This is a genomic window from Yersinia frederiksenii ATCC 33641, assembly GCF_000754805.1.
Classification (GTDB): Bacteria; Pseudomonadota; Gammaproteobacteria; order Enterobacterales; family Enterobacteriaceae; genus Yersinia; species Yersinia frederiksenii.
Map to the genome: position 1 here is coordinate 2,198,051 of NZ_KN150731.1, position 21,735 is coordinate 2,219,785.

A 21,735-nucleotide genomic window follows, 5' to 3' on the forward strand; every position below is an offset into this window, starting at 1 on the left:
TTTTCAGATTACATATGATGTTTCTTAGCGAAATTTAAAATATCTTGTTTCATTTCTGACAGTTTACTTTCAGGGGACTTTTTACACACTTCGACCACTTTCGGTGTCACGATAGTGTCGGTCTCGTGAAAGTCTACATAATCGCCTTTCTTATATTGAGTATCATCATTTAGTACCCAATAAACTACTGGAGTAAATGATTTAGGATTCAGATCCAGAAATTCTTTGCAGGTCATATCACTCGGGGTCGTCGCTGTTGCGCTAGTCGTTGTCGGGGTGGCTGCAAAAGTCGTCGCGGCAGCAGAAAGCAATAAACCAGTCAATGCAATATTACGAAGTGATTTGTAGGACATGCTTAATTCCTTATTTGTCTGTTAGAAATCTACAGAGTTAAACTAAGGGTGATAAATATCACTCAGAGATGACGACTCCGGCGTTATTACTTGCTGGAGTACCTTTATATTATTAGTTATAAGGGACGCTAATGCCAATGATGAAGGTTATTATTAAATTCATGATTCAGTATGCATAACTTTACAAACTGTAAAAGTAGCTTTAAAGAATGACTGCCATTCTGTATATCATCATGATGATAATTACACCCTATTAATGTAATGTTTTTCGCTGATATTAGGTGGTTTTATTACTTGATTTTCATCAAAAATAATTTAATTTTAACATGAATTATCTGAGTTTTTATCTATAATCAATTAACCTATAACAATTTTAGTTACTCTATTGATGAAGATATTACAGAAAATTAAATCTAGGCTATCGATACCACATTGTCTGGCTATCCTGGTGGCAATTAATGGATATCTGGTTTTAAGTCCAGTACTTTTCCGGGCTATCACCCACTTTTCAGGAGTAACAAATGAGTTTAGTACTTGGAAGGAGACGCTGAGTTTTCTTGAGTTGGTTGAAATTCCACGGTTTATGATCGGTTTTGTACTGATTTTGATGGCTGTTGCCCTATCAATGAAAACCCGTATAGCCTGGTTTTTCACGGTGTTACTGATATTTACCATCGTTTCTATCAATATCATTATTCTAAAAGATCACAATACACTGACGACTTATTCCATTGTGATTATTGTCGCCTTGATATTTTACTGGCGGGAATTTAATTATTATAGCCTCGGTAGCGGAACGTTTCTTGCTATTGTTAGTATCGCTTCACTGATCGTTTATAGCATGCTGGGCACACTTTATATCGGCGATGAATTCGCGCCAGTCGTCACCGATTTACCGACAGCGTTCTATTTTGCGGTTGTTTGTATGTCAACAGTGGGCTTCGGGGATATTATCCCACATACCACGTTGGCACGAATGTTTACCCTTACGGTGATTATTTCCGGTATTACTGTCTTTGCTGCTTCAGTTTCTTCTATTGCCGGGCCGATAATCAGTAATAATGTTAAACGTATAGTTAAAGGTAGGGCCTCTGACGTGGAACGTAAAAATCATTTTATTATCGTGGGCACCAGCTCTCTGGCACTGAATGTGTATAACGGCCTACGAGAACGCGGTGATGAAGTCACGGTGGTTTGTGCTGTAGGTAGTCAACAGAATTATCCATCTGATGCGGATATTATCGAGGGCGACCCCTCTTCAGTGGTAACATTGAAGTTAGCGGGGGCCGACAAAGCAAAATATATTATCGCACTGTGTGACAGTGATGCCGATAATGCTTTCACCATTCTGGCCGCTAAAGAAATCGCCGGTGAATCCACCAAAACCTTAGCATTGGTGAATGAAACCGAAAATATGAAGAAAGTTAAACGGGTTGAACCTAGTATGGTCTTCTCTCTACCATTATTAGGCAGTGAGTTGCTGGTTAGAACCCTGAATGGCGATACCATTAATAATGAACTAATTACTGAGATGTTCTTTGGTAATTGCCAAAAACTGGATTAATTCAATACTCTGCACCCCTGATATATCAGGGGTGTTAGTGACGTTCAGTGATTCGACCCTTCCAGAGCGGCGACTCTGCGAGGCTGCTGCAAACAGCGATATGTTTATTCAGTCACGGCTTGTGGGTCTTTCGGCTTTTCTTTTGGCCCCACCATTAAACCTAATTCGACAGCAATAAAACCGACAATCAGACTGGCGATCAAATAGCCGATTGAAACGAAAACTTCGCTTGGGTTTTTCATCATTTCGACGGCACCAAAAACAAAACTGGAAAATGTTGAAAGCCCGCCCATGATTCCGGTTCCCACCATTAGATGGACATATTGATTAATTTTACCGTTTTTAAAGCAAGAGGTGACCAACCCTAATAAAAATGCGGCGATGATATTGGCCGCAAAGATATCCATGGGGAAGCCATCGGCCAGTCTGGGTACTGACATCATAATTAATTCACGACACATGGCACCAAAAGCGCCACCGATAAAAACCAGAATAATAAGATTCGGCATAATAATTATCTCCGATTAATAGAATCGTTTATGCTCAATAAGCCAGCCAGGCACCGAATGCCGCGGCGGCTAAACCAAGCAATACAGAAATAATCAGATATCCGGCAGCCATTGCTCTGCCTTGAGCGGTGGCCAGTTTTGCCGCATCTAATTGCATGCTACTAAAGGTGGTATAGCCGCCTAAAATACCGGTCAACACCGCAGCATTTATTAAATCGCCATAACGATCACGCCAGTCAATACTGAAAAGAATACTCAGATAGCCAATAACGAATGCCCCTGAAATATTGATGAGAAAAGTACCGAGGGGAAGATTGCCTTTATATACTTTGCCAACACCGAGTCCTAGCCACCATCGTAAAAGTGACCCGAGCCCTCCTCCAAGCCCTACCCACATTATGTCAATTGCAGTCATAGCAAAGCCCTCAATGGCAATTCGTCAGAGTAATCATAATTGTAGTACAAACAATTTTAGAAATGTTCGAAGAGATCACTTTCATGGGGAAGGGATGACGTTAAAATAGGAATGCCGTTTCAAAATACGATAAATGGAGACAGAAGCCATCATGCCTTACAACGCAGATCCTTCCCGCTACAACCAAATGCAATATCGTTTTTGTGGAAAAAGTGGCTTGCAGCTTCCCGCATTATCGCTTGGGCTTTGGCATAACTTTAGTTTTAACAATACATTAGAATCACAACGAACGTTACTGCGCAAAGCCTTTGATCTGGGAATTACCCACTTCGATTTAGCCAATAACTATGGTCCACCACCGGGTTCGGCCGAGCAAAATTTTGGTAAGTTGTTGCAAGACGACTTTAAGCCTTATCGTGACGAGTTGATTATCTCGACTAAGGCCGGTTATAACATGTGGCCTGGCCCCTATGGTGCAGGGAGCTCACGAAAATATCTGTTGGCTAGCTTAGATCAAAGCCTAAAACGTATGGGGCTGGATTATGTGGATATTTTCTATTCCCACCGTGTGGATGAAAACACGCCAATGGAAGAGACCGCATCAGCATTAGCTCAGGCAGTGCAAAGCGGCAAAGCACTGTATGTGGGTATTTCATCCTACTCTACCGAACGAACCGCCAAGATGGTGGAATTATTGCAAGAGTGGAAAATCCCATTACTGATCCATCAACCTTCCTACAATATTCTTAACCGTTGGGTTGAGCAGACGAATCTATTAGATACTCTGGATAACCATGGTGTGGGCTGTATTGCCTTTACACCATTGGCACAAGGGTTGTTAACTGGGAAATACCTCAATGGTATCCCGGATGACTCGCGGATGAAAAAAGAAGCTGGCGGCTCACTAAAAGAAAATATGTTATCAGCGGCCAATCTGCAGAGCATTAAGTTGCTGAATGAGTTGGCTGAGCAGCGTGGGCAATCATTGGCGCAAATGGCATTGAGCTGGTTATTGAAAGATAGTCGAGTGACGTCAGTTTTGATTGGTGCTAGCCGTCCTGAGCAGCTTGAGGAAAATTGTGCCGCACTGAGTAACCTGACATTCACCGTAGAAGAGTTAACCGCTATTGATCAGCATGTTACCGACGGCCAGCTTAATCTATGGCAGGCTTCTTCGGATCGTTAACTTGACGTAACTGAGTCAGTGTTTGGCATCAGGCAAAAGCCGGAAAATTTCTCCGGCTTTTTGTTGGTAACCATAGGTCTGTTATGGGTTTGTCGCGAGGCCGACTTTTAGCAGTTTACCGTCACTCTCATCCGTTAACAGATACACATACCCGTCTGGCCCGATGCGCACATCACGGATACGTTCACCGCGATCTCCTAGTAGCCGCTCCTCGGCAATCACTTTATCGTCATCAAGTTGCAAACGAATTAGCTCTTTCTGAGCCAACGCGCCGATGAACAACGAATGTTGCCAGGTTGGGAAGCGGGTTGCATCATAAAATGCCATCCCACTGATACCTGGAGATTTTTCCCAATAATATGCTGGCTGTTCGGTACCATCCACATGAGTACCTGTGGCCTCTGGAATGGGAAGACCAGAATAATTCACCCCGTGAGTTGCCAATGGCCAGCCATAGTTTTTCCCCGCCATTAGGATGTTGACCTCATCACCGCCTTTAGGCCCATGTTCATTGGACCACATCACCCCACTCCATGGGTTAAGCGCCAACCCTTGCGGATTACGATGCCCATAGGACCAGATCTCTGGCCTTGCGGGAGACTTTTTCGCAAAGGGATTATCTTTTGGCACCTTACCGTCAAGGGTTAGACGCACGACTTTACCTTGATGCAAGCTCAGGTCCTGAGCAGTAGGGCGCTGGTTATTCTCACCCAAGGTAATAAAGAGATGCTCTTGCTCATCAAAGGCCAATTTCCCACCGAAGTGGTTGCCTGTCGATAGTTTTGGCTGTTGGCGGAAAAAGACAGTGAAGTTCTCAATCGCTGTGCCTTGAGGGTTAAGGCGGCCATAACCTACTGCGGTACCGGCTTTACCCTCTTTTCCCTCCTCGGCGAAACTGAGGTAGACACGGCGGTCTTGAGTAAATTTCGGTGACAAAGCCACGTCTAATAAGCCACCTTGCCCCTTGGCATAGACTGTAGGCACGCCTTTCAGGGGGGCTGATAGTGGTTTCTCTGACTGCCATAAACGCAATTGCCCGGAACGTTCAGTAATCAAGATTCCGCCATTATCAGGCAAAAATGCCAGTGACCAAGGATGGTCCAGTCCATTTTGTAGTTCAGTAACTGTCACGGTGGGGGACGGGGCTGCTAACACAGGCGCTGAGAAAATCACACTGAGTAAGAGCAATTTGACTAATTGCCCGCTCAGGCGAGAGGTCGGTGTTCTATTTCCAAATAACGTCATCACTCACTCCATAAATGTGCAAACACCTGTTAACTTTAGAATATTAATAGAAAATCGGCTATTTCGAATCAAAAACCTGTGATGCTGAACAGCAGATTAATAGCGCGGTGATAGCTAAAATAGTGACATGAACTTCGCTTCACGAATAAACCCATGACGAAAAATCCCGATAAAAGTGGAAAGGTTTGGATGAAACAATTATCAAACCAATAAGATCCCCTAATTTATCCTTCCATATGTTTCAATTCATTTTTACTGTTTTATTTTGTTGCTTATCGATAGGCAAATAAAAACTAACCATATGAAATACAAATGAATTAAACTTAATTCGCCGAGCAAAAAAATAATCATTTTGCGATAAGCATCACATTGTAATCGCTGAGAAATGTGAAGGGCATCAAGATGAAAAGTCAATTAGAGACGATTATAGTGACGCTTGAATTACTGGCTTGTCTGTCAACTCCGTATACTGCCGACAACCAGAAGCAATGGAGCTGGGCAAGGGGCACGATAGAGTACAGGTAAAGGGAATTCACCATTGCACTGGCATATGAATAACTTGTGTCTTTTGAACGTCAAAAGGTGTTGGGTATGGAAAAGAAAAAAATTTATCTATTTTGCTCTGCCGGTATGTCTACCTCGCTACTGGTTTCCAAAATGAAAATACAAGCAGAGAAGTATGAAGTGCCAGTAGTTATCAATGCTTACCCGGAAGCGTTGGCAGCACAACATGGTAAAGAAGCAGATGTCATCCTATTAGGGCCGCAGATTGCTTACATGTTGCCAGAGGTCACCAAAATGTTCCCTAACAAACCCGTTGAAGTGATTGACTCGATCCTTTACGGCAAAGTCGATGGCTTAGGGGTATTAAAAGCTGCTGTTGCCGCAATAAAAAAAGCAAAACAATAAGGGGAGCACTGTGAGCGCATTTATTAATTCTCTGGAAAGGGTCATATTGCCCTTCGCCATTAAGATTGGCAAACAGCAACATATTAATGCTATCAAGAATGGGTTTATTCGGCTGATGCCATTAACCCTGACGGGGGCGATGTTCGTTCTTATCAATAACGTATTCTTAAGCTTTGGCGAAGGGTCGTTCTTCTTCTCGATGGGTATTCGTTTAGATGCCGATACGATTACTACCCTCAATGGTTTTAAAGCGATAGGCGGCAACGTTTATAACGGTACTCTCGGCATCATGTCATTAATGACGCCATTCTTTATCAGTATGGCCTTGGCCGAAGAGAAAAGAGTCGATCCACTGGCTTCGGCTCTGTTGGCCATCGCGGCCTTTATGACCGTAACACCTTACAGTGTTGGTGAGGCTTATGCCGTCGGTGCCAACTGGTTGGGTGGCGCGAATATTATCTCGGGCATTATTATTGGTTTGGTGGTTGCAGAGGTCTTTGCCTTTATCGTGCGACGTAACTGGGTTATCCGCTTGCCAGACAGCGTGCCAACGTCCGTTTCCCGCTCGTTCTCTGCCCTGATTCCTGGTTTTATCATTCTGTCCATTATGGGCGTCATTGCTTATTCCCTTGGATTGCATGGCACTAACTTCCACCAGATCATTATGGACACCATTTCAGCGCCGCTGTCGAAAATGGGCAGTGTTGTGGGATGGGTGTATGTTATGTGCTCTTCACTGTTGTGGTTCTTCGGGATACACGGTGCAATGGCCTTATCTGCACTGGAAAGTGGCATTATGATGCCGTTTGCCTTGGAAAACGTGGCAACCTATACCCAATATGGTTCGGTTGCAGCGGCAGTGGCGGCGGGCAAAGAATTCCATATGTGGGCCAAACCTTTCGTTGACTCCTATATCTTCCTCGGCGGCACCGGCGCAACACTTGGGCTGGTTATTGCTATCTTTATCGGCTCGCGCCGTGAAGATTACCGTCAGGTGGCAAAATTGGGCGCGCCAGCGAGTGTTTTCCAGATTAACGAACCTATTTTGTTTGGTCTGCCGGTCATTATGAACCCACTGTTCTTTATTCCGTTTATCTTGGTTCAACCGGTGTTGGCAATTATCACATCGATTGCGTATTACACCGGTTTTATTCCGCCAATCACCAATATTGCGCCGTGGACTATGCCGGTCGGCTTGGGGGCATTCTTTAACACCAACGGCAGTATTGCTGCGATGCTGTTAAGTCTGTTCAACCTCGGGGTTGCCACCATGATTTATCTGCCGTTTGTGATTATTGCTAACAAAGCACAGAACGAGATAGATCGTGAAGTTCAAAGCGAAGAAGAGATAGCTGATAGCTTGAAATTCTAATCAGTAACCCTATTGAACGTACAAGGCTGGAGGCTGGAATGAAATATCAATTTCCCGATGATTTCTGGTGGGGGAGTGCCACTTCTGCAACCCAATCTGAAGGGGCGTCATTGCAGGATGGCAAGAGCAAGAATATCTTCGATTATTGGTATGACATTGCGCCAGAGCGTTTTCATGACCAGATTGGCCCGGAAAACACTTCCACCTTTTACGAAAACTATCAGCAGGATATCTTGCTGCTAAAACAACTGGGGCATAACACCTTCAGGACATCGATTTCATGGTCGAGACTGATCCCAACGGGTGACGGCGAGCTTAACCCCAAAGCCGTCACTTTTTATAACGCGGTGATTGATTCCTTACTGGCGCAAGGTATCACGCCCTTTATTAACCTCTACCATTTTGATATGCCGCTATGTATGCAAGAGAAGGGGGGGTGGGAAAGCCGCGCAGTAGTGGATGCCTATGCACGTTACGCCAAAATTTGTTTTACCCTGTTTGGCGACCGGATAAAACATTGGTTTACTTTCAATGAGCCAATTGTTCCGGTTGAAGCTGGTTATCTGAATGACCTGCATTACCCTTGTGTGGTTGATTTTAAACGTGCTGTCACTGTGGCCTATCACAGTGTATTGGCGCATACCAAAGCAGTTGAAAACTATAGGGAAATGAAGCAGGGTGGTGAAATTGGTATCATTTTGAATCTGACTCCCACCTATCCTCGTTCTGACAGTGCGCCAGACTTGGTTGCCGCTAACTATGCTGATTTACTGCTTAATCGCAGTTTCCTCGACCCTGTGACTAAAGGTGTTTACCCCGAGGAGCTTATCACGCTACTGCGCGAACATGACTTGCTACCACAGATTGAATCCGATGATTGCCAACTTATTGCCGCTGGCGTCATCGATATATTAGGGGTTAACTATTACCAACCAAGAAGGGTTCAGGCGAAAGATATCCCAACCCCGCTGGATAAAGTAAAAACACCCGAAGACTTGTTTAGTTTCTACCCAATGCCAGGGCGGAAAATTAACCCCCACCGCGGCTGGGAAATTTATGAAAAAGGGTTATATGACATCCTGATCAATCTGAAACAGAATTATGGCAATATCCCCTGTTATATCTCCGAGAATGGTATGGGAGTTGAGGGGGAAGAGCAATTTCTCACGCCATCTGGTCGGGTTGATGATGACTACCGCATTGAGTTCATTCGCGACCATCTGAAGTGGTTGCATCAGGCATTGCAAGAGGGCAGCAACTGCAAAGGCTATCATTTGTGGACCTTTATTGATTGCTGGTCTTGGCTCAATGCTTATAAAAATCGTTATGGATTAGTCCGGTTAAATATCGCGGATCAGTCGCGAGTGATAAAGAAAAGTGGCTATTGGTTTGCGGATGTCGCAAGGCAAAAAGGCTTTAATTAATTGGAGTTACAGTATGTTTGATTTAGATAAAATTATTGATGATGTGCAGCCGACTGATGAGTTGGAAGATGTGGTTATGGGGCTGATTATTAATGCCGGGCAAGCGCGGAGTTTGGCTTATAAAGCTTTAAAGCAGGCCAAAACGGGCGACTTCATCCAAGCCAATGAACTGATGGCACAATCACGTCTGGCACTGAATGAGGCGCATCTGGTTCAGACTCAGCTTATTGAAGCTGATCAGGGGGAGGGCAAAACTAAAGTCACGTTGGTATTGGTTCATGCACAGGATCATTTAATGAACGCCATGTTAGCCAGAGAACTCATTGCAGAGTTGATTGAATTGCACCAGAAGATAGACTAACTCCACCGCATTAATAGCCGTTGTTTTAAATGAGTGAAGGTAAATAAGATGGAAGTCAGATTAGTACGTGAAAAAGACTTTTTTAACGGGAAAGAGTTCCATCTGTTTATTTATAACAAAACGGAGAGTGCGACCGGGTTACATCAGCATGACTATTATGAATATACCCTGATATTAACCGGCATGTGTTACCAGGAAATTAACGGCAAGCGGGTCTTTTTAGAACGTGGCGATTTCGTTTTTATTCCTATGGGCTCTCATCATCAAAGTTTCTATGACTTTGGGGCGACACGAATTTTAAACGTTGGGATCAGAAAGAGCTTCTTTGAAGAGCACTTTTCCCATCTGCTCTCAAGGCCAATTGTGGCCTCGCAAGCTTATCGTCTAAAAGGTGATTTTCTCTCGTATATTGAATCGGCTATTTCTGCACCGCACTTTAGGGAAGACGAACTTACCGAGTTGGTTGAGCTGCTGACATTTTATGTCACTAACCGCATCAGCCATTATAAAGAGAGCGAGGTTAACGACGATATTCCACAATGGCTGAAGAACAGTATCGATAAAATGCATGATAAGTCGATGTTTGGTGAGAAAGCGCTGGTGAATATGATTGAGTTATCCGGTAAAACTCAAGAATACCTTACCCGTGCCACCCGGCGTTATTATCAAAAAACTCCAATGCAGATTATCAATGAAATCAGAATCAACTTTGCTAAAACCCAGCTTGAAATGACGAACTATTTTGTTTCTGATATTGCCTTTGAAGCCGGATATAGCGATACCACCTTATTTATCAAAAACTTCAAGAAATTGACCTCTTTTACACCTGGGAATTACCGCAAGAAATTCAACTGTGTCAGAGAGGGATTATCCGATTAATTCTGGCTGAACATGCGCTGCCGGAATAGGCTTATAAGGCATCCTCGATGGAAAAGTTACTTATTGTAAATGCTGATGATTTTGGTTTATGCAAAGGCCAAAGTTTTGGGATTATTGAAGCATTCCGAAATGGTATTGTCTCCTCGACCACCGCAATGATGAATGGCGCAGCTATTTATCATGCAGCAGAACTCAGCAAACAAAATTCTGACTTACCGGTAGGGATGCATTTTGTTCTGACCTATGGCAAGCCATTAACGGCCATGCCCTCTTTGGTTGATGCCAACGGGGAACTGGGTAAATGGCTGTGGCAGCGTGCCGAGGCTGGAGAGCTGAATCTCAATGAAATAGCTCAGGAGCTGGCGGCACAGTTTGATCGATTTGTTGCTGTATTTGGCTGTTTCCCCACACATATCGACAGCCATCACCATGTTCATATGTTGCCGCAGATTTATCCGCTGATTGAATCTTTTGCCCACGAGAAAGGGGTTGCGCTGCGTATTGACCGCAACCAAGCACAACAGCAGGGTATTTTGCTCAATACACCACGTAGCACTGAATGGTTTGATGCCGGTTTTTATGGCGATGAACTCTCGGAACAGTCATTCTTGCAACTGCTGGATTATGCAGATCAACAGCAAATTCAGTCACTTGAAGTTATGTGTCATCCGGCGTTTGTTGATAAAACTCTCATGACTAGCGGCTATTGCTACCCACGGCTGACCGAGTTAGATGTTCTCACTTCACCGGCATTAAAACAGGCGGTTGAACAGCGCGGTTATCGATTGGGGTCGTATTTAGATTGTTGATTTTCCTGTGAAATAAACTGCGTTGCTGTCCTCGCCAATCTTCAAGCTATCTTGGACAAGGGCATGCGTGCTGCTCTGCACGAACTTGATAGTCATTAAGCCTTTCTATTACAGGAAATGACGTTGATCGTTATTTCCTGGCCATTAACCTATCATCCCGGTGCCATACAGTTATTCTTTAAGAGAGGCCTATAAAGGAGAGCATAAAATCAATGGCCTCACTATTTTTGCAACATTGATTTTTTATGTATGTTGACTTGCTTAAATCTATCCGACGTAACTACGTGTAAAAATATCCGCACCTTGATGAGTTTCGTACCTGATGGGGCAGACGTCAGCAATTGTCTTCGGCACCACTTTTTATATGGCTGTTTTGTATCGTAAAAATAGGGTGTGAAAGTTTATATTAACGATACTTGCGACAAACTTACCTGAGGTTTGGCCATGCAGAGAGGTTATGTGCGTGTTTCGACCAGCGACCAATGGATTGCTTTGCCTATAGTAGGATGCCACCTCATTTATGAAGAAAAGATATCTGGAGCCAAACGAGTCCACCCAGCACTCACTCGCTTGAACATTTACGCTAAGGGGACGTTCCTGGCTGAACCATCAAGCCAGCAGAAACGAAACCGCTAGACATTTTGCAAGGGACTCGGCAGCATAATCAATATTAATTAACGTTGATTCCGAGAAATGCGATTTTATAATGAAAAATATACATATGCCGACAGCACGAGTTTTAAATATAATTGAAGTTATTTCATCCACGGATGACGGTATTAACTTAACCCAATTATCATTAAAAACAGGAATTAACAAGGGAACTATCCATCCTATATTAAAAACACTAGTTGAATATAATTATATTAACTTTGATAAAACCAATAACCTTTATTTCTTGGGGATATCCTGCTCAACTTTATCGCGCTCATTTTTTGAAAAAACATTTTGGCTTAAAATGATTAATCAAGAGATGCAAGGTATTGTCAACTCTTGCAATGAGGTTTGCCAAATGGGCATTCTTGATCGTGGGGAGGTTTTATATATTGATAAAATTCAGTCAGATCAAGCAGTACAGTTAGTTTCAAATATTGGAACTCGATTACCCGCTACGCTATCCGCGTTAGGTAAAGCAATGCTGTGTGATTTTACGGATGAGCAGATCAAGGAATTATACCCAAATGGTTTTATATCACTGACACCTAATAGCGCCGCTGATATTAGCGAGCTGCGAGAGCAATTTAATCAAGTAATTAAAAAAGGTTATGCTATTGATAACCGTGAAATTAATGAAGAGACAATTTGCTATGCTGTCTCTTTAAAGCAACGTGGGAAAACTATCGCTGCAATCAGTGTTTCCATACCTTATTTTCGTGCCAGCGAAGAAAAGGTTAAACAAGTTATAGATGTCCTGATTGATGCGAAGCAACGGATTGAAAACTCTCTCGATAATTTACAGGATATTAAATTAAACAACAGCGTTTCCTAATTCTCCTCCCAGAGCTACTGTGATATAGCTCTAATCATTTAGAAAAAAAACCGACTTGCTTTGACTCTTTTTTGAGCCTGTGATTAACTCGCCTTGTTCATAAATAAAAACATTGTTCATATATACGAATGAGGCAGCTATGCAAAGTACTTACATCACACCCGCAGTAACTGTTTTTGATGAAAAGGGTCGGTTAGATTTAGACAAAAATATTCAATTATATGAATACATTAAGGATTATGTTTCTGGATTTGTGGTAATGGGGAGTACGGGCGAGTTCTTTTCATTAAGCTTTGATGCCTCTAGACAGTTGATAAAACTCGCCTCAGACTTTCAAAAAGGCAGCATGAAAGTGTACGCTGGTGCCAGCCGAATGGATGTAAATGAATCCATCGCATTGGCTAACTATGCCGATGAGTGTGGGTTAGATGGTGTAATGATCATCAGTCCGTATTACTTTAGGTTAACCGATGAGAGTATTTATGATTTTTATAGCCAAATAGCAAAAAATACTAAGGCCAAGATCTTTATCTATAATTTCCCAGAAAAAACTGGCTATAGCATTTCACCAGAAATATGTTTTAAGTTAGCAACAACCTTCCCTAATATTATCGGTTTCAAAGATACCATCCCCGACACCACTCACACTTGTGAAATTATCAATCTGGTAAAAAAAGAACTGCCTTACTTTGAAGTTTATGCCGGATATGATAATAACTTCGCACACAATATTCTTTCTGGTGGTAATGGCTGTATCGGCGGCTTATCTAATATTTTTCCTGAGTTCTTTAAGTCATGGCGCGATGCCTTTACAGATAACAATCTCTTAAGTATTTCGAAGCATCAACAAACCGTAGATAAACTGATGGCCATTTATAATTTACATGACCCATTTATCGCCACACTTAAAAAAACGCTTCAATTACGGGGTGTTATAAATTCTGATTTCATATGTCCACCATTCACCACTGTCAGTCCAGATAAAACAGATTTAATTATTTCGATATTAAAAGAAGCGAACATTCAGATAAAAAACTAACAAATACAATATATACCCAATAGATTTCAAGATAACGGGTATACCCGTCATAGGAAAAGGAGGGTTTAGTGAAGATAACCGCTTATAATAATGAGATACTCAATTCTGCCATCAGTAAATCATGGAAACGCCTCGTACCTTTAATGTTCATGCTTTACTTTATTGCATTTATTGACCGGGTTAATGTGGGCTTTGCTAAAAGTGCCATGCAACTTGATATTTCACTGTCTGACTCAGCATTTGCCTTCGGTGCGGGTATTTTCTTTGCCGCTTACGCACTGTTCGGCATTCCTGCCAACCTCATTTTAAATAAAATTGGTGCACAGAAATGGCTAAGTATCACCACTATTATATGGGGTGTGTTGTCATCACTTACCGGCTTTGTTACCAATGAAACACAATTTATTGTCCTGCGCTTCCTGTTAGGTTTAGGTGAGGCAGGCTTCTATCCAGGCATCTTGCTACTCGCCTCCATTTACTTTCCGAATAAAGTTCGTGGTTCAGTGATTGGTATTTTTGTACTCGGTGTTCCGATGGCACTGACTTTAGGGTCCCCTTTGTCTGGTGCATTACTGGAACTCAATGGCTGGTTAGGCCGACCTGGTTGGTTCTGGATGTTTGTCATTGAAGGGCTACCCGCTATCTTCTTGGGGATATTTGCCTTCTTCTACTTAGATGATAACCCGACTAAAGCCCGCTTCCTGACACAAGAAGAGAAAGAGGCACTGAATGCTCAACTTGAAAGTGAACGCCAGAATACAGATACCAGTTCAGTGCGAATCGCACTAAAAAGTATCAAAGTTTGGCACCTTGCTCTTATCTACGGCACCATTCAAATTTCAGTGTATGGCTTGATGTTCTTCTTACCATCTCAAGTGGCGGCATTAATGGGGTCAACCCTTGGCTTTAAAGAGTCTGTGGTTGCCGCAATTCCATGGGCATGTTCTGCATTCGGCGTCTATTACATTCCACGTATTGCCGACCGCAATCCGCAATATCGAGTGCCAATCTCAGTGATGTGCATGCTGGCAGCGGCTATCGGGTTGGTAGTATCCGCTTACGCAGGCCCGGTATTCGCCATTGCAGCGCTCTGTTTATCTGCCATTGGTTTCTTATCCGTTCAACCTATTTTTTGGACTTTTCCCTCTCAAATATTGTCGGGCTCGGCTTTGGCGGCGGGTATCGGTTTTTGTACCACGATGGGCGCATTCTGTTCATTCCTGGCACCAATGATACGCGTTGAAGTTGACCAAATGATGAATAGCACCACTGCTGGCTTAGTCGCTCTCGCACTCATTACGGTCATAAGTGCAATTTTGATTGGCATGCTGAAAAATAATAATTCAACAGTAACAATTGACTCAAAATAATAATGGAATGCCTTCAATACCACTCATTAAAAGAAGGAAGCAGAACATGTCAAAAATTCTGAAGATTGATGAAAGCGATAACCTGATTGTGGCCCTGAAAAATCTGCAAAAAGGTGAGACGGTTTGCTGGGGTGATGACCATTTTACTCTGATGACCGATGTCAAAGCCAAACACAAGTTTTCGGTTGAAGACATTGCCATTGGTGGCATTGTCTCGATGTATGGTACCCCGGTAGGCAAAGCGACTAAACCCATTGCCAAAGGGGAGGCCGTAACTGTCGATAATATCAAACACTATGCCGCACCAGTGCAACTTAATGATGAACAATACAACTGGCAAGCACCTGATATTTCTTCTTATATTGACCGTACCTTCAAAGGTTACCTGCGCAGCGATGGTCGCGTCGGAACCGCTAACTATTGGCTTGTGTTCCCGCTGGTATTTTGTGAAAACCGCAATGTGACGAAATTGACCGATGCCTTAAATGATGCTCTTGGTTACTCTGACCATTCGTTAACCCGCTTTGCCATGAATTTAGCTGGCGGAGATGCACCACAAGTAAAAGAAAAACTGTTACCGCATATCGAGGGGGTTCGCAGCATTACCGTGAGTAGTGGTTGTGGGGGAGCGGCATCAGACAGCATGACAATGTGTGAAGTGCTGGCGGCTTATGCTGATCACCCGAATGTTATCGGGATTACCGTATTCAGTTTAGGTTGTGAAAAAGCCCAAGTCATCGATTTCAAAGATGCGCTCAAAAAATGCAATCCACAGTTTAGTAAACCCACCCTATATTTTAAACAACAAGAGTGGGAAAACGAAGAGCAGATGATGCAATCAGCGTTGAAAGAAACCTTTGCCTGCATGAATGAGGTTCAACCCACTCCGCGTGTCGATGTCCCTCTATCGCATCTTAAACTCGGAGTTAAATGTGGTGCATCCGATGGATTCTCCGGGATTTCCGGAAATCCGGCAATGGGGCTGGTTTCTGATTGGGTCGTCACATTAGGCGGAGCATCAGCCTTGGCTGAGTTCCCAGAGTTGTGTGGTGCCGAAGGTGATATGGTTAAGCGTTGTCGTCATCCTGAAGACAAGAGTAAATTCTTGAGTCTGATGGCCGGTTACGAGAAAACAGCTAACTTTTTTAACACCTCAATTGCTGATAATCCCAGCCCAGGCAATATTGCCGATGGCTTGATAACTGATGCGATAAAATCGACCGGTGCTGCCAAAAAAGGCGGACGAGCCCCGATAAGTGCTGTTTGCGATTATGCTGAACCCATGCCTGATACCGGACTATCTCTTGTTTGTACTCCGGGCAATGATGTTGTTGCCGTGACAGGTTTGGTTGCGGCAGGCTGTAATGTCGTCATCTTCTCAACGGGATTAGGGACGCCAACCGGTAACCCAATCGTCCCTGTGCTCAAAATTTCTACCAATACTGAAATTGCCAATCGGCTAAAAGATATTATCGATTTCGATTGCGGGCCAGTTATTGAGGGCACACCTTTGTCGGATGTCAGCCAGGCTTTATTTGAGCGGGTTATTGAGACAGCAAGCCGCGATTACGTGGTGAAGTCAGACAGATTAGAGCAGTATGACTTCTTGCTATGGAAACGCTCACTAGATTTGTAAAACAGCAAAATATAAATCGCAGTTACCTTCTGGATAGCTGCTTTTTTATTCTTACCCAACGTTAGATGGAATTAATAACCTTGATGGCTAGGAAGCTGGGTCGTTCTTTTGTCTCGGTTTCCTAACCATAAATATTGACAGCCACAACGCAAATATTACGTTGATGAATAATTGATTTCAGTCATTGCTACCAAGAACTCAAGATTGTGCTGGGCGTCGCTGCAATATGGCGATGATTTTAAACAGTACTCAGCCTGGTAATAGCACGACACAGCGTTATCATCTGACCTGTAACTCGTTGATGGTAAAATAGGTATTGATTACTCCTCTTACGCTAGTCAATGCCGCGTTTAGAGACTACGGGAAATCTTTGGTCGTTTGTTGTCGCAATAATGGGTATCACTCCATTCCTAGTGGCAAAGGTGAAAAATATATTGATCTGACTTTAATTTAATATTCCCCTTGTTTGCAAATCAATATCCCACTAATTTATGAGTAAAATCATCGACTCTTATTATTCCCTCCATAAAAAAATGATGAAGGATCATGATACTCCATCGTTCAGCCATTTTTTCAATAAGCCCGACCATCACGTTTAAGGAAATTTCCCACATAAAAAAAGTCATGTCTGATATAAAGGCAATCATAATTAATTTATCTTTCACATAAGTTAGCTGAAAATATATTCAAATCCGCTTTTATACTCTAGTCAATATGATTAGGCAGTGTTTCCAGTAACTTATCTCAATTATCTTTCACCCGTAAATAGATAATCAAATAATCAACATTAAGAGTCTCCATTCATATGAATAAAAATCCCAATCCCATTAATCGCTCTGCAACGGTTGGTTGTGGAGCACAATTAATACGCCAGTATCCTCGTGGCAACCTGTCAGTTTTAGCGCTTCTTATTTTCGGTATATTAGGCAGTCCCTGCGCTTCAGCTGCCTTTACCCCCGAGGTTATTGGTGAAGAAGTGACAGGGGAAACTCTGGAGTCAGGAGAGACTCAAAATGTCAGAGAGGGCGGCACCGCCAATAACACCACGATTAATGATGGTGGTAGTCAGTTTGTCGAGGATGGCGGCATCGCCAATGACACCACGATTAACGATGGTTATCAGTTTGTCTACGGTGGCATCGCCAATAACACCACGATTAACAATTCTGGTCGTCAGGATGTCAGATATGACGGCATCGCCAATGACACCACGATTAACAATGATGGTTCTCAGTCTGTCGAGGATGGCGGCATCGCCAATGACACCACGATTAACGATTATGGCCGGCAAGGTGTCTACAATGGCGGCATTGCCAATGACACCACGATTAATAATCGTGGCTGGCAGAAAGTCTACAGTAACGCAATAGCCAACAATACCACCATTAATCACAACGGCCTCTTAGAGGTGGACGCCGGGGGAACACTGACAGGACAGACCATCGTCAACGACCGGGGAACCATGACTTCTTATGATGGTGTCATACACAATGAGGGCGAGGTGATTTTCCAGCGTAGCGACGATTACACCCTGAACTTCGACCTCACCGGCACGGGTGGTCTGACACAAAATGGCCCGCACACACTGACCCTTTCTACCGCCAGCACCTATTCCGGTGCCACCACGGTCAATGGCGGTATTATCAAAGCCGGAGCAGACAATGTGTTCAGCGCCAGCTCTGATTATATCACCCAGGCCGGCGGCTCGTTGGATTTGGACGGCTACAACCAGACACTTCAGTCCCTCAATCACGGCGGCACGGTGAACTTTGGTGGGATTGGGGGCAATACCCTGACCATCACCGGCGATTATATTGGCAACGGTGGCCTGCTGAATATGAATTCAGTTTTAGAAGATGACGATTCTGTCACCGATAAACTGATTATCGGTGGCAATACCGCCGGTAACACCTTTGTGCAGGTGAATAATCTGGGGGGCAGCGGCGCGCAGACGTTGAACGGCATTGAGCTGATCACGGTGGGCGGCGTGTCTGAGGGCGAGTTTACTCAGCAGGGGCGTATCGCTGCCGGGGCCTATGACTACTATTTACAGCGCGGGGTGGGCAGCAATGCCGCCAACTGGTATCTGAGCAACGCGATCCCGACAGAGACCCCGGAAGTTCCGGGCGAGCCATCTCCCCCACTGGTTGAGCGGCCTGAAGCCAGTGGCTATAGCGCCAACCTGGCGGCGGCCAACAACCTGTTTGTCACTCGCCTGCATGATCGTCTGGGTGAAACTCACTACATTGATGCGCTGACCGGCGAGCAGAAAGTCACCAGTTTGTGGCTACGCAATGAAGGCGGCCATAACCGTTCCCGTGATTCTCAGGACCAGTTGCGCACGCAAAGTAACCGCTATGTGATGCAACTGGGGGGTGATATTGCTCAGTGGAGCCACACGGGTGCAGACCGTTTCCATCTGGGCCTGATGGCCGGTTACGGTAACAGCAAAAGCACCAGTGAATCACGTTTATCCGGTTACAGCGCCCGTGCCTCGGTGGACGGCTACAGCACTGGGGTGTACGGCACCTGGTATGCCAATAGCGCCGATAAAACCGGCCTGTATGTGGACAGCTGGGCGCAATACAGCTGGTTCAATAACACTGTTAATGGTCAGGGTTTGGCGGCTGAAGAGTACAAATCCAAAGGGGTCACCGCCTCACTGGAAAGCGGCTATACCTTTAAGGTGGGCGAAAATACCGCGAAAAACGCCACGTATTTTATCCAGCCGAAAGCCCAGGTCACCTGGATGGGCGTCAAAGCCGACGAGCATCAAGAAGCTAATGGCACTCATGTTTCAGGCGAAGGCAATGGCAATATCCAGACTCGCCTGGGGGTAAAAGCCTTTATGAACGGCTATGCGGAGCAGGATAAAGGTAAAGATCGGGTATTCCAGCCATTTGTCGAAGCCAACTGGATCCACAACACCAAAGACTTTGGCACCACCCTGAATGGGATCACCGTGAAACAGGACGGTGCGGCGAATATTGCTGAGCTGAAACTCGGAGTGGAAGGCCAGATTAATAAGAGCGTCAATCTGTGGGGTAATGTCGGCCAGCAGGTGGGTAATAAAGGCTACAGCGATACGGCGGTGATGTTGGGTGTGAAATATAACTTCTAATTGACGCTGCACTGATGAATATAAAAGGCGCATACATCAGCTATGCGCTGCTTAATTATAGGCTCTGTTGTCAAAATCTAGTGATAATAATCTAACGACACCATGTCAGCTGAAGGTGTCGCCATTACATGCTTATCATTTTTCACGACAAGCTAGTTAGGAGATTATATGAGATTTTTAATAATTTATTTTTATTGAAAAAATTTTATAGTAAGCAGAATAGAGTTTGTCACTTATTTAATAAAATAGAGTTCCATTTTTAAGTGTTTGGCATGTTAAGATACTTTGTTAATAATATTAAATATTTTTGATTAAAGAATCTCTCAAGTTTCATAAGGTAATTTTTATTCGCTAACGTTTTATTGCGAGGTTACTGCCATGATCACTTTATGGAATACGGTATATATTGAAAACGCGATTAACCGTCTGAAAAGAAAGGAACTGCATTTCGATGATAAATTGCTGTCATATATATCTCCACTGAGCTGGAAGCAAATGAATCTGACGGAAGATAATAGCTGGCGAAACAATAAAAAACTGGCTGAAGAGAAGTATCGACCTTTGCAGCCAGCTGATATCAGTCAGTACAAAAAAAATCTTAATGTACAAAAATTCCGTTTCCCAAACTGATCCTTTATCGCTCGATCTCACACATTTACGTATGAATCTTTACCTCTGGCCAATTTAGGTTAACGACCCGCCGCTGTCCCTTTCTAGTTCCATTTAGACTTCATGTAGTTCTTTGGAATTGCTCATGTGAATAGACCCGGATTTTCTAGAAGGTTCCGTCCCTCATGAACTAGGTACTTTCATAAACTGCAGGTGGTTGATCTTCACTGGCACTGTGAAGATGTTTGGCATTATAAAACATCTCTTTCCAACGATAGCCAGATATCTTCAGCATAATTTTCAGTTATGCAGGTTTCCTTCACGTTCCATCAACGTTCGGCAATCAATTTGAAAGTATTGGTTTTAGCCTCTTGTGAAGACCGGAGCTGCTCTTTTTGATACTTAAGAGGATCGAACTGTTTGCAAGTAACGCACGTGCTTTTGCTCTCAGTTTTCGTGCGTCAGAAAGTGTGACTGAGGGATAGGCTCCAAAACTCTGCTTAGTGCGTAGTTTGGTGAAAGGGCGATAGTAGCGAAATTGCCAAAGTTTATTGCCGCTCGATTTGATTAGCAGTGACAGGCCATTTCTATGATGCAGATGATAATCTGCGTCTTTGGATTTTGCTGCTTTGATTTCCGTATCGGTCAACGGCTTGGTTTGTCTAGCCATGATCAGTCTTCGCTCTTGTAGACCCAACGAAAACCATAATAGCTTTCATTGGGCCTATCAATGGGCCCAAAAGGATTGGATTTAATTAGGTTAGTTCAGACTTCGCGGGACAAATTGAAGGTACAAAAAAGCCCGCAAGGCTTGCGCCATGCGGGCTTTTCGTACTTCATCGGCCTTATCTGGTAATAACCGATGTCTAAATTGGTGGAGCTGGGGGGATTTGAACCCCCGTCCGAAATTACTACACCGTCGGTACTACATGCTTAGTCCAATCATTACATTCGCCGGCCAGCTGCGGATGGACACGCCACTGACAAACTATCCTGATTAGTTTTAATGCTTCCACCCCAGGCAAGGTTTCCACACGAGCTCTTTTAGTTTTGACCTCTCTTGATCCCCGTCCTAAGAGCGGAGGCTAGGGAGAGAGGGCTCTAAGCAGGGTATTAAGCTGCTAGTGCGTAGTTTTCGTCGTTTGCGACTATTTTTTTGCGGTTTTTTACGAGGCCACCGCACCTCGGCATGCACCTTGGGTTTCGCGAATCCCGTCGAATCCAGAATCAGCCCCAAAGAACTTCACTAGTATAACAGAACTATGTCCTGCTAAGCCAGTGACTTAACGATTTGCGTGCTTCATGATGCGCGCTTTATCCAACTTCCATTCGCGATCACGAATATCATCGCGCTTGTCGTTGTCTTTCTTACCTTTGGCCACACCAATTTTAATTTTCGTCCATGCATTTTTCCAATACATAGAGAGTGCGACCACAGTGTAACC

19 protein-coding genes, 1 other RNA gene and 2 pseudogenes are annotated in these 21,735 nt (G+C 43.9%); 15 read left to right on the forward strand and 7 right to left on the reverse strand.

Annotation, left to right across the window (positions count from 1 at the left end; genetic code table 11):
• Nucleotides 1–8: 8 nt before the first annotated feature.
• Nucleotides 9–353: an acid-activated periplasmic chaperone HdeB gene (gene hdeB, locus DJ58_RS11965; protein WP_004711572.1), complete on the reverse strand. Its 345-nt coding sequence runs from the start codon at nt 351–353 to the stop codon at nt 9–11.
• 388 nt (nt 354–741) lie between these two features.
• Here hdeB and kch point away from each other — a divergent pair, with 388 nt between their 5' ends.
• The gene (gene kch, locus DJ58_RS11960; RefSeq protein WP_032911691.1) at nt 742–1,917 is read left to right on the forward strand and encodes a voltage-gated potassium channel protein; all 1,176 of its coding nucleotides are present in this window, start codon (nt 742–744) and stop codon (nt 1,915–1,917) included.
• Nucleotides 1,918–2,021: 104 nt separating this feature from the next.
• Here kch and crcB read toward each other — a convergent pair whose 3' ends face one another.
• The gene (gene crcB, locus DJ58_RS11955) at nt 2,022–2,426 is read right to left on the reverse strand and encodes a fluoride efflux transporter CrcB (RefSeq protein ID WP_004711567.1); all 405 of its coding nucleotides are present in this window, start codon (nt 2,424–2,426) and stop codon (nt 2,022–2,024) included.
• A 34-nt stretch (nt 2,427–2,460) separates the two neighbouring features.
• Nucleotides 2,461–2,841: a fluoride efflux transporter FluC gene (locus DJ58_RS11950; RefSeq protein ID WP_032911690.1), complete on the reverse strand. Its 381-nt coding sequence runs from the start codon at nt 2,839–2,841 to the stop codon at nt 2,461–2,463.
• A 151-nt stretch (nt 2,842–2,992) separates the two neighbouring features.
• On the opposite strand from DJ58_RS11950, the gene mgrA reads away from it, so the two are divergent.
• Nucleotides 2,993–4,027, forward strand: coding sequence for an L-glyceraldehyde 3-phosphate reductase (gene mgrA, locus DJ58_RS11945; protein ID WP_032911718.1), 1,035 nt, complete (start codon nt 2,993–2,995; stop codon nt 4,025–4,027).
• 81 nt (nt 4,028–4,108) lie between these two features.
• Here the strand turns inward: mgrA and DJ58_RS11940 are convergent, their stop codons facing one another.
• Nucleotides 4,109–5,272 carry a PQQ-dependent sugar dehydrogenase gene (locus DJ58_RS11940; RefSeq protein WP_032911689.1) on the reverse strand — a complete coding sequence of 388 codons (1,164 nt, stop codon included), beginning with the start codon at nt 5,270–5,272 and terminating at the stop codon, nt 4,109–4,111.
• 591 nt (nt 5,273–5,863) lie between these two features.
• On the opposite strand from DJ58_RS11940, the gene DJ58_RS11935 reads away from it, so the two are divergent.
• The 13 genes and pseudogenes from DJ58_RS11935 to DJ58_RS11880 all read left to right on the forward strand — a co-directional run bounded on the left by DJ58_RS11935 (nt 5,864) and on the right by DJ58_RS11880 (nt 20,311).
• The gene (locus DJ58_RS11935) at nt 5,864–6,181 is read left to right on the forward strand and encodes a PTS sugar transporter subunit IIB (RefSeq protein ID WP_032911688.1); all 318 of its coding nucleotides are present in this window, start codon (nt 5,864–5,866) and stop codon (nt 6,179–6,181) included.
• 10 nt (nt 6,182–6,191) lie between these two features.
• Nucleotides 6,192–7,553: a PTS N,N'-diacetylchitobiose transporter subunit IIC gene (gene chbC / locus DJ58_RS11930; protein ID WP_004711558.1), complete on the forward strand. Its 1,362-nt coding sequence runs from the start codon at nt 6,192–6,194 to the stop codon at nt 7,551–7,553.
• Nucleotides 7,554–7,591: 38 nt separating this feature from the next.
• Nucleotides 7,592–8,977, forward strand: coding sequence for a glycoside hydrolase family 1 protein (locus tag DJ58_RS11925; RefSeq protein WP_032913236.1), 1,386 nt, complete (start codon nt 7,592–7,594; stop codon nt 8,975–8,977).
• Nucleotides 8,978–8,990: 13 nt separating this feature from the next.
• On the forward strand, nt 8,991–9,338 hold the full coding sequence (gene chbA / locus DJ58_RS11920; RefSeq protein WP_004711553.1) for a PTS N,N'-diacetylchitobiose transporter subunit IIA: 348 nt from the start codon (nt 8,991–8,993) through the stop codon (nt 9,336–9,338).
• Between the two features lie 48 nt (nt 9,339–9,386).
• The gene (gene chbR / locus DJ58_RS11915; protein WP_004711550.1) at nt 9,387–10,217 is read left to right on the forward strand and encodes a transcriptional regulator ChbR; all 831 of its coding nucleotides are present in this window, start codon (nt 9,387–9,389) and stop codon (nt 10,215–10,217) included.
• 47 nt (nt 10,218–10,264) lie between these two features.
• The gene (chbG, locus tag DJ58_RS11910) at nt 10,265–11,026 is read left to right on the forward strand and encodes a chitin disaccharide deacetylase (protein WP_004711547.1); all 762 of its coding nucleotides are present in this window, start codon (nt 10,265–10,267) and stop codon (nt 11,024–11,026) included.
• A gap of 706 nt (nt 11,027–11,732) precedes the next feature.
• Entirely contained in the window at nt 11,733–12,515 is a 783-nt protein-coding gene (locus DJ58_RS11905; protein WP_004711544.1) for an IclR family transcriptional regulator, read from the forward strand.
• Between the two features lie 139 nt (nt 12,516–12,654).
• Nucleotides 12,655–13,554: a dihydrodipicolinate synthase family protein gene (locus DJ58_RS11900; RefSeq protein WP_004711543.1), complete on the forward strand. Its 900-nt coding sequence runs from the start codon at nt 12,655–12,657 to the stop codon at nt 13,552–13,554.
• Between the two features lie 143 nt (nt 13,555–13,697).
• A complete protein-coding gene (locus DJ58_RS11895) occupies nt 13,698–14,924 on the forward strand; it encodes an MFS transporter (RefSeq protein WP_004711541.1) in 1,227 nt (408 codons plus the stop codon).
• Between the two features lie 46 nt (nt 14,925–14,970).
• Complete coding sequence (locus tag DJ58_RS11890) at nt 14,971–16,560, forward strand: UxaA family hydrolase (RefSeq protein WP_004711538.1); 1,590 nt, start codon at nt 14,971–14,973, stop codon at nt 16,558–16,560.
• Between the two features lie 805 nt (nt 16,561–17,365).
• Nucleotides 17,366–17,635, forward strand: a pseudogene (locus DJ58_RS24130) (hypothetical protein); the annotation flags it as partial.
• A gap of 12 nt (nt 17,636–17,647) precedes the next feature.
• Entirely contained in the window at nt 17,648–19,681 is a 2,034-nt protein-coding gene (locus DJ58_RS11885; RefSeq protein ID WP_425314933.1) for an autotransporter outer membrane beta-barrel domain-containing protein, read from the forward strand.
• A 378-nt stretch (nt 19,682–20,059) separates the two neighbouring features.
• Nucleotides 20,060–20,311 (forward strand): Tn3 family transposase, encoded by a 252-nt coding sequence (locus tag DJ58_RS11880; RefSeq protein WP_004708018.1) that lies wholly within the window; start codon nt 20,060–20,062, stop codon nt 20,309–20,311.
• A gap of 236 nt (nt 20,312–20,547) precedes the next feature.
• Here the strand turns inward: DJ58_RS11880 and DJ58_RS0121795 are convergent.
• The 3 genes and pseudogenes from DJ58_RS0121795 to DJ58_RS0121800 form a co-directional block, all read right to left on the reverse strand.
• A pseudogene (locus DJ58_RS0121795) lies at nt 20,548–20,960 on the reverse strand (integrase arm-type DNA-binding domain-containing protein); the annotation flags it as partial.
• Nucleotides 20,961–21,162: 202 nt separating this feature from the next.
• Nucleotides 21,163–21,525: a transfer-messenger RNA gene (gene ssrA, locus DJ58_RS22680) on the reverse strand.
• A 48-nt stretch (nt 21,526–21,573) separates the two neighbouring features.
• Nucleotides 21,574–21,735 (reverse strand): SsrA-binding protein (locus DJ58_RS0121800; protein ID WP_032913237.1); only part of this gene is annotated, 162 nt, incomplete at its 5' end.

Coding starts and splice junctions, on each gene's coding strand:
- hdeB (WP_004711572.1), bottom strand. CDS start 353: ATGTCCTACAAATCACTTCGTAATATTGCATTGACTGGTTTATTGCTT.
- kch (WP_032911691.1), top strand. CDS start 742: ATGAAGATATTACAGAAAATTAAATCTAGGCTATCGATACCACATTGT.
- crcB (WP_004711567.1), bottom strand. CDS start 2,426: ATGCCGAATCTTATTATTCTGGTTTTTATCGGTGGCGCTTTTGGTGCC.
- DJ58_RS11950 (WP_032911690.1), bottom strand. CDS start 2,841: ATGACTGCAATTGACATAATGTGGGTAGGGCTTGGAGGAGGGCTCGGG.
- mgrA (WP_032911718.1), top strand. CDS start 2,993: ATGCCTTACAACGCAGATCCTTCCCGCTACAACCAAATGCAATATCGT.
- DJ58_RS11940 (WP_032911689.1), bottom strand. CDS start 5,272: ATGACGTTATTTGGAAATAGAACACCGACCTCTCGCCTGAGCGGGCAA.
- DJ58_RS11935 (WP_032911688.1), top strand. CDS start 5,864: ATGGAAAAGAAAAAAATTTATCTATTTTGCTCTGCCGGTATGTCTACC.
- DJ58_RS11925 (WP_032913236.1), top strand. CDS start 7,592: ATGAAATATCAATTTCCCGATGATTTCTGGTGGGGGAGTGCCACTTCT.
- chbA (WP_004711553.1), top strand. CDS start 8,991: ATGTTTGATTTAGATAAAATTATTGATGATGTGCAGCCGACTGATGAG.
- chbR (WP_004711550.1), top strand. CDS start 9,387: ATGGAAGTCAGATTAGTACGTGAAAAAGACTTTTTTAACGGGAAAGAG.
- chbG (WP_004711547.1), top strand. CDS start 10,265: ATGGAAAAGTTACTTATTGTAAATGCTGATGATTTTGGTTTATGCAAA.
- DJ58_RS11905 (WP_004711544.1), top strand. CDS start 11,733: ATGAAAAATATACATATGCCGACAGCACGAGTTTTAAATATAATTGAA.
- DJ58_RS11900 (WP_004711543.1), top strand. CDS start 12,655: ATGCAAAGTACTTACATCACACCCGCAGTAACTGTTTTTGATGAAAAG.
- DJ58_RS11895 (WP_004711541.1), top strand. CDS start 13,698: ATGTTCATGCTTTACTTTATTGCATTTATTGACCGGGTTAATGTGGGC.
- DJ58_RS11890 (WP_004711538.1), top strand. CDS start 14,971: ATGTCAAAAATTCTGAAGATTGATGAAAGCGATAACCTGATTGTGGCC.
- DJ58_RS11880 (WP_004708018.1), top strand. CDS start 20,060: ATGATCACTTTATGGAATACGGTATATATTGAAAACGCGATTAACCGT.